Below are 13366 nucleotides of genomic sequence, written 5' to 3'. Positions count from 1 at the left end.
TCATCAATGGTTTTTGAGACCAGGCTCATTCGAAAGTTTGCTGATGCTACAAATAGCGTGATGCAGGCTTGTTAAGCGAGATGAACGGCAATATGGCGATGCGTGCTTCTTCGTAACTCTGCCAAAGCTGCACATCTTCAACGGATGGTATTGTTATCAGTTCGCCGGCATCAAGTCCACGTAGCGCAGCCGAGACTAAATCATCCACTTCCATCAGCATCTCAGCGGGAATTTCGTTAATGGATTTTCCTGCGCGCTCGAAAATCTCGGTACGCGTTAAGCCTGGCAACACCGCCTGCATACGCACACCGCTTTCGGCTAATTCACGATGCAAATTACGGGTCAGGGAAAGCACATACGCTTTGCTGGCGTTGTACGCGCCATTCGCCGATTCGCTCACTAGCGCTAGCACTGAAGCAATATTCACTATCGTACCATTGCGACGTGCACGAAACGCCTGCGCAGCAGTGTGGGCCAGCTGTGTCAGCGCCACGATATTTAATGTCAGCATTGTGTGAATTTTCGCGATGTCACCGTCGATGAATTCACCTTCAACCGTCATGCCCGCATTGTTTACCAGCAGAGTAATCGCTTTATTTTGCTGGATTTCGTGATCGACTCTTTGCAAATCATCATGGTTGGTGAGATCGGCCGCTAACACGCTGACTTCAACGCCATGTGATTCACACAAAGATTGCGCCAACAGATTGAGCCTGGCTGCATCGCGCGCCACCAGAATCAAGTTTGTGCCGCGTGCTGCCAGCTGTTTTGCATAGGTCGCGCCAATTCCGCTTGATGCGCCGGTGATTAAAGCCAGGTGTTGGGACATGGTGTATTCCTTTAAATGATGGTTATCATATTTACGAGGTTTAATATGACGATCATAATATTTGTCGTCAAGCTAGAATATGATGGTTGTAATAATTACACTGATTGCTATCAACGATATCGGAGTCAATGAAGATGGAAAAGCTGAGCCATAAAGCGCGTACGCGACAGCGCATTCTGGATGAAGCCTCTGTGGTAATGCGCGAGAACGGCACTGAAAGCATCGGCGTCGCGGCGCTGATGAAGCGCGTGGGCTTAACGCACGGCGGCTTTTATGCCCACTTCGCCTCGCGCGAAGATTTAGTGCAAGCGGTGATCGCTGAGATGTTTGCCGATTCGGCGCGCCGCTTTGCGGATATCACCTCAATTAACGATCCCGCTGAACGACTGAGTCAGTTAATCGATAGCTATTTATCCGAGCATCATTGCAACACGCCGGGTGAAGGCTGTCCGCTGCCTGCGCTGGTGAGTGAAATGGCACATTTACCGGTTGAGGCGCGCACACTATTTTCCCAGCGCCGAGAAACGATGCGGCAGCGCCTGGCGTTGACGCTACATGAACTTAACCATCCGCATGCGGATGACGCCGCGACCACCATGTTGGCTGAGATGGTTGGCGCGGTGGCAATGGCACGCGCTTGTCCGGACGACGAGGAAGCACGTACGATGCTGGCGATCAGTCGTCGGTCGGTAAAACAACGCGCCGGACTGGAGATGGCATGAGTGAGCACGATATCCGCGACATTATTGCGCCTGATTTACAGGTACTGTTTTGTGGGATCAATCCGGGCAAATCGTCGGCGCACACCGGATTTCACTTTGCGCATCCCGGTAATCGCTTTTGGAAGGTGATTTACCAGGCCGGCTTTACGCGCGAGTTACTTAAGCCCGAGCAGGAGCAGCGGCTGCTGGAAACTGGCTGTGGCATCACCATGCTGGTGGAGCGTCCAACGGTGCAGGCTAACGAGTTGGACGGCGATGAATTACGCGACGGTGGTTCACGCCTGCAGCAAAAAATTCTGCACTATCAGCCGCGTGCGTTGGCGGTGTTGGGCAAGGATGCTTTTCAGAAAGCGTTTCGTCAGCGCAAAGTTGAGTGGGGCGAGCAGCCGCAAACGCTGGGTGAAACGCGTTTGTGGGTGCTGCCTAATCCAAGCGGGTTAAATCGTGCGAAGCTGGAAGAGATGGCCGCATCCTATCGCCAACTGCATGATTGGCTGCAGAGCAACGCGTGAAAGAGCTATTCTTCAGGCAATAAAAAACCCCGGCAAACCGGGGTTTTTTCGTCTCGACAACGATTAATCGTCGAGGAAGCTACGCAGTACTTCTGAGCGGCTTGGGTGACGCAGTTTACGCAGCGCCTTGGCTTCGATCTGACGAATACGCTCACGCGTTACATCAAACTGTTTGCCAACCTCTTCCAGCGTGTGGTCGGTGTTCATATCGATACCGAAACGCATACGCAGAACTTTCGCTTCGCGCGCGGTCAGGCCGGCCAACACGTCGTGGGTCGCTGAGCGCAGGCTTTCCGAGGTTGCGGAATCCAGCGGCAGCTCCAGCGTGGTGTCTTCGATAAAATCGCCCAGATGCGAATCTTCATCATCACCAATCGGCGTCTCCATAGAGATCGGCTCTTTAGCGATTTTCAGCACTTTGCGGATCTTATCTTCAGGCATCAGCATACGTTCAGCCAGCTCTTCCGGCGTCGGTTCGCGACCCATCTCCTGCAGCATCTGACGCGAAATACGGTTGAGTTTGTTAATGGTCTCAATCATATGCACCGGAATACGGATGGTGCGCGCCTGGTCAGCGATAGAGCGGGTGATAGCCTGACGGATCCACCATGTGGCGTAAGTTGAGAACTTATAACCACGACGATATTCAAACTTATCAACGGCTTTCATCAGACCGATGTTGCCTTCCTGAATCAGATCGAGGAACTGCAGACCACGGTTGGTGTATTTCTTGGCGATAGAGATAACCAGACGTAAGTTTGCTTCAACCATCTCTTTCTTCGCACGGCGCGCTTTCGCTTCGCCGATAGACATGCGACGGTTAATGTCCTTCACCTGCTCAATGGTCAAGCCGGTTTCTTCTTCGATCTGCTGCAGTTTGTACAGCGAACGATTCACATCATCTTCAACTTCCAGCAGCTTCTCAGACCATGGTTTGTTCATTGCCAGCGCGGCTTTGAACCAGCTTGGGTTGGTTTCGTTGCCGGTGAACAGCGTGATGAAGTTTTTCTTCGGCATCTTGCACAGTTCAATACACAGCTTCATGATCAGGCGCTCTTGCGTACGCACGCGCTCCATCATTTCACGCATATTGTTTACCAGGTAGTCGAACTGCTTCGGTACCAGGCGGAACTGCTTGAACACTTCAGAGAGATTCTGGATTTCGGCTACGGCGTCAGCATGGCTGCGACCTTTCGCTTTGATGACGGTACGCGTGGTTTCATACTGCGTACGCAGGTCGCCAAACTTCTCGCGAGCCAGTTCTGGATCGATAGAATTATCGTCGTCAGAGCTGTCGTCATCCTCTTCATCTTCTTCTTCATCGTCGTTACGATCTTCCTGAGATAACTCAGAACCCACGTGCGTGGCGGTCGGCGCGATATCTTCTTCCGCGTTAGGATCGATGAAGCCGATGATCAAGTCAGACAGGCGATAGTCGCCCGCTTCAACGCGATCATACTGATCGAGTAGATAGGTGATCGCTTCCGGATATTCGGCTACAGAGCATTGGACCTGGTTAATACCGTCTTCGATGCGCTTAGCGATGTCAATTTCGCCTTCGCGCGTCAGCAGTTCAACGGTACCCATTTCGCGCATGTACATGCGCACCGGGTCGGTGGTACGGCCAATTTCAGATTCAACACTGGATAAAACCTGAGCGGCGGCTTCTGCGGCATCTTCGTCAGTATCGGAGCTGTTTTCATTCAGTATCAGATCATCAGCATCAGGCGCTTCTTCAACAACCTGAATACCCATGTCATTAATCATCTGGATGATGTCTTCGATCTGATCGGAGTCGACGATATCTTCCGGCAGATGGTCATTGACCTCAGCATAGGTCAAATAGCCTTGCTCCTTACCACGGGTGACAAGTAGCTTAAGCTGTGACTGCGGGTTTTGCTCCATAAGACGGTATCCACACTTCTGTTAATTAGATTGGTGTCGGTCGGCGCGAGCCAACTATAACAGTGAAGGCGTTGTGTTTTTGCCGCTGCCTACATCGCGGCCAGGGCTGAAGCCCATCTATAATCGGCACTTAAGCCGCTTGTGTTCTTTCCGAGGCTAACTTACTTGCCATTTTCAGTGCTGGCAGTGCTCGCAATCCTCACGTACTTCAGTACGCTCCGGTTGCTGTGCGCTGGCAGCACTGAAACTGGCTGCGACGTTGACGCCTCTAAATTTGTGCTGTGTGTTTCCGGCTTCGCTTATCGCGTCTATCATTCCGGAAATCACTGAACCAGAATGCTGTTTTTAACGTACTTGCAGTTCTGATCCCGTTAAAATCTTATTTTTTCGCTAATGCCTGGCTTAAAGCCCAGAATTCACGGCGTTCGACGGCGCTTAGGCCTTCAGTTCGCTCGCGTGCGATCAGCGCTTCAAGGCGCTGTTCGAGTGCGGAATCGTAAATGCTCGCCAATGAATCCTGGAACACTTCTTCCGCCTCTTCATCCACTATCATGTGGTTCCAGGTGGCCAGTGTTTCAAGGGGCTGGCTAAAATTTGTTCCGCGATATAACTCTAGTAGCTGTCCGGTGGTCAGGCCAGGATTCTCTGTACAACGGCTGACTAACTCCACAAATAGCGGTAAACCCGCCATTTTTGACTGCTCCAGTCCATCCAGTGTAGGCACGATGGAGGCAAATTGCGGATTCTGCACTAATAACGCGATCAATACGCGCATGGTGGTGCGCTTCAACGGTGGGGCAGTTGGCAGCACTCCGCTTTCTGCCAGCTTCGGCATCAGCTTGTCTAACTGGTTATCGTCAAGAATCCCGAGTTTATTACCCAAGGTTTGACGCATATAAATGCGCAGCGTTTCACCGGGAATTTGACTAATCAGCGGTAACGCCAGTGTCGCCAGCTTGGTCTTGCCATCGCGTGTACTCAAATCCACTTGCGGCATCAGGCTGTCGAACAAAAACGTGGAGAGCGGTGTCGCCTGCTCCATCCGCGCTTCAAAGGCTGCCTTGCCCTCTTTGCGTACCAGCGTGTCCGGATCCTCGCCATCGGGCAAAAACATAAAGCGTAGCTGACGACCATCATTCATGTAAGGCAATGCGGTTTCGAGCGTACGCCATGCCGCTTCACGTCCGGCGCGATCGCCGTCGTAACAGCAAATCACGGTATCCGTTGAGCGGTAAAGCAGCTGAACGTGTTCAGCGGTAGTCGAAGTGCCCAACGAAGCTACGGCATAATCGATGCCAAACTGCGCCAGCGCCACCACGTCCATGTAACCTTCGACAACCAGCAAACGCGTGGGTTGCGGATGATTTTTTTGCGCTTCATAAAGTCCGTATAGCTGGCGGCCTTTATGGAAAATCGGTGTTTCCGGTGAGTTCAGATACTTCGGCGTATCGTTGCCCAGCACGCGGCCACCAAAACCAATCACGCGGCCACGCTTATCACGAATAGGGAACATCACACGATCGCGGAAGCGATCGTAGGTGCGGCCAGAGTCATTGCTGACCAACATGCCCGCTTCCATCAGCGATTCGCGATCGTCTTTCTGCTGCCCAAAGCGCTTCAGAGCATTATCCCAACCCGCAGGCGCATAGCCGATAGCGAAGTGATCGATCACTTCCTGACTAAGACCGCGCGTGGCGAGATAGTTCTGTGCAGATTGCGCTTGTGGATTACGCAGGCTCTGTTGATAGAAGCCGTTCAGGCCATCCAGCAACTGATAAAGACTTTGACGTTGATGGCGCTCCATCTGGCTAGGACCGTTGCCCGCTTCATACGGCACTTCTAAGCCATGAAGCGTGGCGAGCTCCTCAACGCTCTCAACAAATTCCAGACGATCGTGATTCATCAGGAAGTCGATGGCGTTGCCTTTGGCGCCACAGCCGAAGCAGTAATAGAACTGCTTCTCACCGCTTACGGTGAAAGAGGGGGTTTTCTCGTTATGAAAAGGACAGCACGCGTGATAGTTCTTACCCTGCTTTTTCAGCTTAACGCGGGCATCAATAATATCCACGATGTCCGTGCGGGCAAGTAAGTCGTTGATAAATATGCGTGGAATTCGTCCAGCCATAAGCCCCGATTTTTCAGCTCATAAACGACAACAAGCCGCGCTTCCTTTCGGAAAGCACGGCCTTTTACTTGACTCTGTCTGCGTTTATCACGCGGCGGAAGCAAGCTTCCGCAAGAAATTAGTACAGACGAGTGCGGCGTGCGTTTTCGCGAGCCAGTTTCTTGGCATGACGCTTAACTGCAGATGCTTTAGCGCGCTTACGCTCAGTGGTAGGCTTCTCGTAGAACTCACGGCTACGAACTTCTGCCAAAACACCTGCTTTCTCGCATGAACGCTTAAAGCGACGCAGTGCTACGTCGAACGGCTCGTTTTCACGTACTTTAATTACCGGCATGTAACTCTTACCTCGATAAAATTCGGTTTTTGCTGCTGACTGCGGCGCCAGCACATTTCAAAATGGTGCAGCATTTTACTCCAGCCGCGGCCGACTTGTAAAGCACCATGTATAATTTAGAACCAACAGGGGCATATGCCATCGCGGCTGCCGGTTTTTTCAGGCCGTGGAGTATAGCGCACTCTTTGTGCGACAGAAAAACACTTTTTCAGGGGCAAAGTCTCTGGCGTGAGAATTGCCTGTGTTACACTGCGCGCCGCACGAAGAGGGTGATAAAAGCTATGCGAGTTCTGGGTATTGAAACGTCCTGCGATGAAACCGGCATCGCGATTTACGACGATGCGTCCGGTCTGCTGGCAAATCAACTATATAGCCAGGTGAAACTGCATGCCGATTACGGCGGCGTGGTGCCGGAACTGGCATCGCGTGACCACGTCCGTAAAACCGTGCCGCTGATTCAGGCGGCACTGAAAGAAGCGGGCCTTGAGCCACAACAGATTGACGGCGTCGCCTACACCGCCGGGCCCGGATTGGTGGGCGCGCTGCTGGTTGGCGCCACCATTGGCCGAGCGTTGGCGTTCGCCTGGAATGTGCCGGCGGTGCCGGTGCATCATATGGAAGGGCATCTTCTGGCGCCGATGCTGGAAGAGAATCCGCCGGAATTCCCGTTTGTCGCGCTGCTGGTTTCCGGCGGGCATACGCAATTGATCAGCGTGACCGGCATTGGTGAATACACCTTATTGGGCGAATCGATTGACGATGCGGCTGGCGAAGCGTTCGATAAAACCGCCAAGCTGCTGGGGCTGGATTATCCCGGCGGACCGATGCTGTCGCGTATGGCGCAGCAAGGCACGCCAAACCGTTTCCGCTTCCCGCGGCCAATGACCGATCGTCCGGGGCTGGATTTCAGCTTCTCCGGCCTGAAAACCTTTGCGGCGAATACCATTCGCGAGAATCAGGGCGACGAGCAAGCTCGCGCGGATATCGCCCGCGCATTTGAAGATGCGGTGGTTGATACCTTAATGATTAAGTGCAAACGCGCGCTTGAGCAAACTGGCTTTAAACGTTTGGTGATTGCGGGTGGCGTCAGCGCCAACCGCACGTTGCGTGAGCGCATGGCCGAGATGATGAAAAAGCGTGGCGGCGAGGTGTTTTACGCACGCCCTGAGTTTTGCACCGATAACGGCGCGATGATTGCTTACGCGGGCATGGTGCGCCTCAAAGGCGGCACCAGCGGTGGACTCAGCGTCAGCGTGCGGCCGCGCTGGCCGCTGGCAGAATTGCCCGCCATATAAAAAAACCGGCCTTGCGCCGGTTTTTTTATTTCTTCTTATTCCGTTTCCAGATCTTATTTTCCTGGCCGCGCCACAGGCGCTGGATGTTGTCGTGGTGCCGCAACAGAATCAAACACGAGAGCATCGAAACGGGGAAAGTGAATTGCGGTTTGAACCACCACACGTAAAACGGTGCGATCAGCGCGCTGACAATCGCGCCAAGTGATGAATAGCCGCTTAGCAGCACCGTCAGCAGCCAGGTGCCGGTCATCAATCCCGTCAAATCCCAGCCAATCGGTGCAATCGCACCAAAGGCCGTCGCCACGCCTTTACCGCCGCGAAAACGAAAGAACACCGGATAGATGTGGCCCAGACAGGCGGCAATCGCCGTGAGGCCGAGATAGAGCGGGGCAACGTGCAGCAGATAAGCGATCCACACCGGCAGCATGCCTTTTGCCACATCGAAGATCAGCACTGCGGCAGCGGCGGCTTTGCCACCAATGCGCAAAACGTTGGTCGCGCCAGGATTGCCTGAGCCTTGCGAGCGCGGATCGGGTAAACCAGCCAGTTTACAGACCAGTATCGCACTGGAAATCGAGCCGCAAAGATACGCGAAAATAATCATACCAAGCGCGATAGCACTCATAGCGTCGTACCGTTCCTTTTGGGTCGTTTTGTTCTCGATAAGCGTGGATAATACGCATAATCCGCCGGAAGTGGTATCCGGCTTAGCCAAAAACAGAGACTGACATCATGGATATCGTATTTATCGAGCAGCTTACCGTGTTCACAACTATTGGCGTTTACGACTGGGAACAGGGCATGCAGCAGAAGCTGGTGCTCGATGTCGAAATGGCGTGGGACAACCGTCAAGCCGCCGCCAGCGACGATGTAAATGATTGTCTGAGCTACGCCGATGTCACGGAAGTGATCCTCAATCATCTGCATGGCCAGCGTTTCGCCCTGGTCGAAAGGGTAGCAGAAGAAATCGCCGATCTGTTGATGAATCGTTTCAAAACCCCCGGCGTGCGCATAAAGGTAGGCAAACCGGGTGCTGTAGCGCAGGCGGCCAGCGTTGGCGTGCGTATTGAGCGCGGGACTATTCCGAAATAAATCTTCCGTGATTGCCATCACAATGAAACCAAACCAAATTATGGTGTGTCTCACTTGAGGCCGTTGCGCTAACCAGCAGGAAGTGACCGAATTTCTTAAGGTTTCCTTCAGCGTGACGCAGGCATAATTTCAGGCGGTAGCCCTTTGCGACCGCCTTTTTACTGTTTAAAACGGATAGAGGAAATATTTTGATGGCAGACATTCACCAGCTTTGGGTAGCTGCAATCCTGGGGGTCGTAGAAGGCCTCACGGAATTCCTGCCGGTCTCTTCCACGGGCCACATGATTATTGTTGGCCATCTGTTGGGTTTTGAAGGCCAGACCGCTGAAACCTTCGAAGTGGTGATCCAGCTCGGTTCAATTCTGGCTGTGGTCGTGATGTTCTGGCGCCGCCTGTTTGGTTTGATCGGCATTCACTTCGGTGAGGTCAAACATGAAGGCGTGGGTACGGGCAAATTAACCCTGATTCATATTCTGTTGGGTATGGTGCCTGCGGTGGTGATTGGTTTACTGCTGCACGACCAAATCAAAACGCTGTTTAACCCGATCAACGTGATGTATGCGCTGGTGGTCGGCGGTGTGCTGCTGCTGGTGGCGGAATACTTCAAGCCGAAGCAGCCGAAAGCGGTTGGCGTTGACGATATCACCTACCGTCAGGCATTTATGATTGGCTGCTTCCAGTGTCTGGCGCTGTGGCCGGGCTTCTCGCGCTCAGGTGCGACGATTTCTGGCGGTATGCTGATGGGCGTGAGCCGTTATGCGGCGTCAGAGTTCTCGTTCATTCTGGCGGTGCCGATGATGATTGGCGCCACCGGACTGGATCTCTACAAGAGCCTCGGCTTCCTGACGACGCAGGATTTCCCAATGTTTGCCGTCGGTTTTGTAACGGCTTTCGTCGTGGCGCTGCTGGCGATCAAGGTGTTCCTTGAGCTGATCAAGCGTATCTCGTTCGTCTCTTTCGCTATCTACCGCTTCATTGTTGCGGCCGTGGTTTACGCGATCTTTATGTAAGTTGCCCCGCGCGGCTGGTTACACTGGCCGCGCGTTAATCAATTGCGCCTGCAGCACCGCCACACGCCGACGCGTCAACTCTTCCCGCACTTCCGCCCCTTTAAAACCTGCTGCCACCACATCTTTGGTTGGCACCGCTTGCGCCAGCGCAAACGCCTGACGCAAATAGTCGCCTTGCGGATAAGTCATGCTTTCCAGACCCGCGCGCCCGCGCGCATCCGCTTCGCTGGTCAGCGCCATCTTCTCCACGCGATCGGGCTTGCGCCAGGCATCAATTCGATCAAAAAGCGCGATTAACGCGTCAGCTGGCTGGCGCTCAATGGTGTGCACCACGTCATGGAATTCGGTCACCACTAACGCCAAATCACGCACCTGATTCGGCACGCGCAGGCGCTGGCACAGCGCTTCAACAATCGGCACGCCCGCGAGGCCATGACCATGATGACTCGGCCATTTTTCTGCTGGCGTCAGCGCCTTACCGACATCGTGGAACAGCGTAGCGAAACGCACATCAAGCTGATCCGAGAGCGCAGCGGACATCGCCAGCGTCATCAGCGCATGGATGCCGGTATCAATCTCGGGATGCCATTTGATCGGGGCCGGAATGCCATAAAGATTATCGATTTCCGGGAACAGCACCTGCAGCGCGCCGCAATCACGTAATACCTGGAAATAGACCTGTGGATTGCGCGTCAGCAGCGCTTTCTCCGTCTCTTTCCACACCCGTTCTGCGGTGAGGTGCGCCAGTTCGCCGCTGACCGCCATTTCGCGCATCAGCGCCTGGGTTTCATCAGCAATACGGAAATTCAGATGGGCAAAGCGGGCGGCGAAACGCGCCACGCGCAGTACACGCAGCGGATCTTCGTTAAAGGCGCTGGAAACATGGCGCAGCTGGCGTTTCGCCAGGTCGCGCTGACCGCCATACGGATCAATCAGCTCACCGCTGTCGCTTTGGGCGATGGCATTGATGGTGAGATCGCGGCGCTGCAAATCTTGCTCGAGCGTGACATCCGGCGCGAACTGCGTCACAAAGCCGGTGTAACCGTTGCCGCTTTTGCGTTCCGTACGCGCCAGCGCATACTCTTCACGGCTTCGCGGATGCAAAAAAACCGGAAAATCCCGGCCAACCTGCTGATAACCTTCCGCCAGCATCGCATCTGGCGTCGCGCCTACAACAACCCAATCTCTATCTTTTACCGGCAAACGCAGTAAGGCATCGCGCACTGCGCCACCGACCAGAAACGTCTTCACTCAACCACTCCAGAGGCAGATCAAAAATTGCGTGCTGAACACGCTTGTTACTTTATTGTTGCATACTTTGGCTAAATATCGGGCACGCCAAAAAGGGCATCTTACGATCCCCTTAAATAAAAGAACAAATCTGCGTGGCGCGTTAGTTCATCCAGCGATCGTTTTTCTTACGACGCGGCACCATATGCGGCAGCAACAGACCCAACAGCAGACCAACGCCCAGCACGCCGCCGCCATACATAAACCACTGCATGATGATGGTGCGCTGCTTGTCATCCAGTTGCACATTGGCGGCGCTGACTTTCTTCTGCGCGACAATCAGCTCATTTTTCAGCTTCTGATTCTCCGCTTTCAGGCCATCAATGGTGCCGTCGCTGTTGGCGACTTTGTTCTGCATCTCAGAAGTGCGCTGATTCCAGCTGTTGTCAATATTCGCTAGCTTGGCCGTCAGATCTTTAACCTGCTGCTCCAGTTGCGGTACGCGGGTACGCAGGCTAGGACTGGCGCTCAGTTGCGACAGTGGAATCCAGTTAGTTTTGCCTTCTGCATCACGAATCTGACCATATTGAGAGTCGTTATTGGTCTGCAGCAAGGTCACTTCCTCTCCGGCGTTCAGCTTACCGATCAGGCGATATTGATCGCCCGGACCGCTGCGCACCCAAGTGGATAATTCATCGGAGATGTAGCGTTTTTCGTCAGCAGCATGAGCAGGTGTGATGGCGCTGAAAGCCAGCAAAGAAAGGGCAGCAAGTGTGATTTTTTTCATTCGATGTCGTTTTTTCTTAATGGCGTAAAATTACCGGCACAGTCTGGAGACGCTTCTCAAAAATCTGAATGAGAACTATCCTGGTCTCAATCCGGTGCGAAAAGGGTCGTAAAAGCACAAGAAAGCGGAGACAGCGGGCTTCCGGTGCATTACTCTTCGCCAGATTAAACTCGTAAGTGCCAGCAGCGTATTGAATAAAAAATTATGACCATCGAAATCGAATTAAAGTTCATTGCTACACCGCAAGCCGCCGAAAAACTGGCGGAAAAGCTTGCCGCGTGGCCACATCAGCACTTCGCCGCGCGCGAGCTGACCAATATCTATTATGAAACCGACGACAACCAACTGCGTCGCTGGGACATGGGCCTGCGCATTCGTGGCGTTGATCAACGCTATGAAATGACGCTGAAAGCGGCCGGTAAAACCGTTGGCGGTCTGCATCAGCGTCCGGAATACAATGTTGATCTCACGGAGCCGCAGCTGGATATCGCGCGCCTGCCAGCCGAGATTTGGCCGCAGGGCACCGATATTGCTGCACTGCAATCGCGCCTACAGCCGCTGTTCAGCACTCATTTCCAGCGCGAAGCCTGGTTGGTGCAATTTGGCGACAGCGAAATTGAAGTGGCGTTTGACCGCGGCGAAGTCGCTGCCGGTGAATTCAGCGAACCGCTTTATGAAGTCGAGCTGGAGCTTAAAAGTGGTCAACGCGATGACATGCTGAAGTTCGCTGAAGCGCTGGTTACGATGGGCGGCTTACGTCTCGGCAGCCTGAGCAAAGCCGCGCGCGGCTATCAGCTGGCGCAGGGTAACTTACCGCGCCCCATCCGTACGTTGCCATTGCAGAAAATCGCCGCGAAAGCGTCGGTTGAGCAGGGCATGATCAACGCAATGACTGCGGCACTGAATCATTGGCAATATCACGAAGAAGTGTGGCTGCGTGGTAATAAAGATGCCAAAGCAGCGGTAATTGATGCGCTGGAAACGCTGCGTCAGGCGTTCTCACTGTTTGGTGCGTTGGTGCCACGCAAAGCCAGCAGCGATCTGCGCCAGAAATTAACCCGTCAGGAAGAGTTGCTGGCCGATGATGAGAACAATGCTGAAGCTACCTGCTTTTCGTTAACTTCGGTTGAGGCTCAGTTAGCACTTACTCACTGGCTGGTCGAGTCGCAGTGGCAAAAATGGCTCGACGACAAGAGCAAAAGCAAGCTGCAGGGATCGTTCAAGCGCTTCAGCGATATTATGCTAAGTCGTATTGCCGCCGATCTCAGAGAAACATTCGTTGATGTTCAACTGTTTAATGAGTTCCAGGATAAAGCGACGCGCCTGAATCGCCAGCTGTTGGCGGTGAACCTGCTGGCGGGTGCTTATCCGGCCGAAGAGGTGAATGTTTGGCTGGACGGTTGGCTGGAGTTACAGCATGCGATTCGAGAGAAGCAGGAACGTGGCTTAATGCATCTGGTTAACCTGGCCGTGCGCCCCGCACCTTTCTGGCTCAATAGCGGAATCAAACGCTAACGAAAAATCC

At 53.6% G+C, this 13366-nt stretch carries 13 protein-coding genes; 6 read left to right on the top strand and 7 right to left on the bottom strand.

Annotated features, from left to right (window positions below):
- Window positions 1-46: 46 nt before the first annotated feature.
- The gene (locus tag P6287_RS16675; RefSeq protein ID WP_277974130.1) at window positions 47-829 is read right to left on the bottom strand and encodes an SDR family oxidoreductase; all 783 of its coding nucleotides are present in this window, start codon (window positions 827-829) and stop codon (window positions 47-49) included.
- A 134-nt stretch (window positions 830-963) separates the two neighbouring features.
- On the opposite strand from P6287_RS16675, the gene P6287_RS16670 reads away from it, so the two are divergent.
- Window positions 964-1551, top strand: coding sequence for a TetR/AcrR family transcriptional regulator (locus tag P6287_RS16670; RefSeq protein WP_277974944.1), 588 nt, complete (start codon window positions 964-966; stop codon window positions 1549-1551).
- Window positions 1548-2063 carry a G/U mismatch-specific DNA glycosylase gene (gene mug, locus P6287_RS16665; protein ID WP_277974129.1) on the top strand — a complete coding sequence of 172 codons (516 nt, stop codon included), beginning with the start codon at window positions 1548-1550 and terminating at the stop codon, window positions 2061-2063. Before P6287_RS16670 ends, mug begins: the two co-directional genes overlap by 4 nt.
- A 63-nt stretch (window positions 2064-2126) precedes the next feature.
- On the opposite strand, the gene rpoD is transcribed toward mug, so the two are convergent.
- The 3 genes from rpoD to rpsU form a co-directional block, all read right to left on the bottom strand.
- On the bottom strand, window positions 2127-3968 hold the full coding sequence (gene rpoD / locus P6287_RS16660; RefSeq protein ID WP_064738465.1) for an RNA polymerase sigma factor RpoD: 1842 nt from the start codon (window positions 3966-3968) through the stop codon (window positions 2127-2129).
- 379 nt (window positions 3969-4347) lie between these two features.
- Window positions 4348-6093, bottom strand: coding sequence for a DNA primase (gene dnaG, locus P6287_RS16655; protein ID WP_110867319.1), 1746 nt, complete (start codon window positions 6091-6093; stop codon window positions 4348-4350).
- A 118-nt stretch (window positions 6094-6211) separates the two neighbouring features.
- The gene (rpsU, locus tag P6287_RS16650; protein ID WP_008103436.1) at window positions 6212-6427 is read right to left on the bottom strand and encodes a 30S ribosomal protein S21; all 216 of its coding nucleotides are present in this window, start codon (window positions 6425-6427) and stop codon (window positions 6212-6214) included.
- 281 nt (window positions 6428-6708) lie between these two features.
- On the opposite strand from rpsU, the gene tsaD reads away from it, so the two are divergent.
- Window positions 6709-7722, top strand: a complete 1014-nt coding sequence (gene tsaD / locus P6287_RS16645) for a tRNA (adenosine(37)-N6)-threonylcarbamoyltransferase complex transferase subunit TsaD (protein ID WP_277974128.1) — start codon at window positions 6709-6711, stop codon at window positions 7720-7722.
- 25 nt (window positions 7723-7747) lie between these two features.
- Here tsaD and plsY read toward each other — a convergent pair whose 3' ends face one another.
- Entirely contained in the window at window positions 7748-8347 is a 600-nt protein-coding gene (plsY, locus tag P6287_RS16640) for a glycerol-3-phosphate 1-O-acyltransferase PlsY (RefSeq protein WP_101762983.1), read from the bottom strand.
- A 107-nt stretch (window positions 8348-8454) separates the two neighbouring features.
- Between plsY and folB the strand changes: the two genes are divergently transcribed.
- The gene (folB, locus tag P6287_RS16635; protein ID WP_277974127.1) at window positions 8455-8814 is read left to right on the top strand and encodes a bifunctional dihydroneopterin aldolase/7,8-dihydroneopterin epimerase; all 360 of its coding nucleotides are present in this window, start codon (window positions 8455-8457) and stop codon (window positions 8812-8814) included.
- 191 nt (window positions 8815-9005) lie between these two features.
- Entirely contained in the window at window positions 9006-9824 is an 819-nt protein-coding gene (gene bacA, locus P6287_RS16630; protein WP_277974126.1) for an undecaprenyl-diphosphate phosphatase, read from the top strand.
- A gap of 18 nt (window positions 9825-9842) precedes the next feature.
- On the opposite strand, the gene P6287_RS16625 is transcribed toward bacA, so the two are convergent.
- Entirely contained in the window at window positions 9843-11075 is a 1233-nt protein-coding gene (locus tag P6287_RS16625) for a multifunctional CCA addition/repair protein (protein WP_210081097.1), read from the bottom strand.
- A gap of 142 nt (window positions 11076-11217) precedes the next feature.
- Entirely contained in the window at window positions 11218-11841 is a 624-nt protein-coding gene (locus P6287_RS16620; protein WP_101762988.1) for a TIGR04211 family SH3 domain-containing protein, read from the bottom strand.
- A gap of 204 nt (window positions 11842-12045) precedes the next feature.
- On the opposite strand from P6287_RS16620, the gene P6287_RS16615 reads away from it, so the two are divergent.
- On the top strand, window positions 12046-13356 hold the full coding sequence (locus tag P6287_RS16615) for an inorganic triphosphatase (protein ID WP_110867315.1): 1311 nt from the start codon (window positions 12046-12048) through the stop codon (window positions 13354-13356).
- Window positions 13357-13366: the final 10 nt, after the last annotated feature.

The organism is Pantoea sp. X85, from assembly GCF_029623675.1.
Taxonomy (GTDB): Bacteria; Pseudomonadota; Gammaproteobacteria; order Enterobacterales; family Enterobacteriaceae; genus Pantoea; species Pantoea leporis.
The sequence above is the reverse complement of the archived record's forward strand: the minus strand, read 5'-3'. Positions and strand labels throughout refer to the sequence as shown.

Bases quoted from the DNA above. Each gene is read 5' to 3' on its own strand.
- P6287_RS16615 (WP_110867315.1), top strand. From the start codon at position 12,046: ATGACCATCGAAATCGAATTAAAGTTCATTGCTACACCGCAAGCCGCC.
- plsY (WP_101762983.1), bottom strand. From the start codon at position 8,347: ATGAGTGCTATCGCGCTTGGTATGATTATTTTCGCGTATCTTTGCGGC.
- mug (WP_277974129.1), top strand. From the start codon at position 1,548: ATGAGTGAGCACGATATCCGCGACATTATTGCGCCTGATTTACAGGTA.
- rpoD (WP_064738465.1), bottom strand. From the start codon at position 3,968: ATGGAGCAAAACCCGCAGTCACAGCTTAAGCTACTTGTCACCCGTGGT.
- P6287_RS16670 (WP_277974944.1), top strand. From the start codon at position 964: ATGGAAAAGCTGAGCCATAAAGCGCGTACGCGACAGCGCATTCTGGAT.
- P6287_RS16675 (WP_277974130.1), bottom strand. From the start codon at position 829: ATGTCCCAACACCTGGCTTTAATCACCGGCGCATCAAGCGGAATTGGC.
- dnaG (WP_110867319.1), bottom strand. From the start codon at position 6,093: ATGGCTGGACGAATTCCACGCATATTTATCAACGACTTACTTGCCCGC.
- bacA (WP_277974126.1), top strand. From the start codon at position 9,006: ATGGCAGACATTCACCAGCTTTGGGTAGCTGCAATCCTGGGGGTCGTA.
- folB (WP_277974127.1), top strand. From the start codon at position 8,455: ATGGATATCGTATTTATCGAGCAGCTTACCGTGTTCACAACTATTGGC.
- rpsU (WP_008103436.1), bottom strand. From the start codon at position 6,427: ATGCCGGTAATTAAAGTACGTGAAAACGAGCCGTTCGACGTAGCACTG.
- tsaD (WP_277974128.1), top strand. From the start codon at position 6,709: ATGCGAGTTCTGGGTATTGAAACGTCCTGCGATGAAACCGGCATCGCG.
- P6287_RS16620 (WP_101762988.1), bottom strand. From the start codon at position 11,841: ATGAAAAAAATCACACTTGCTGCCCTTTCTTTGCTGGCTTTCAGCGCC.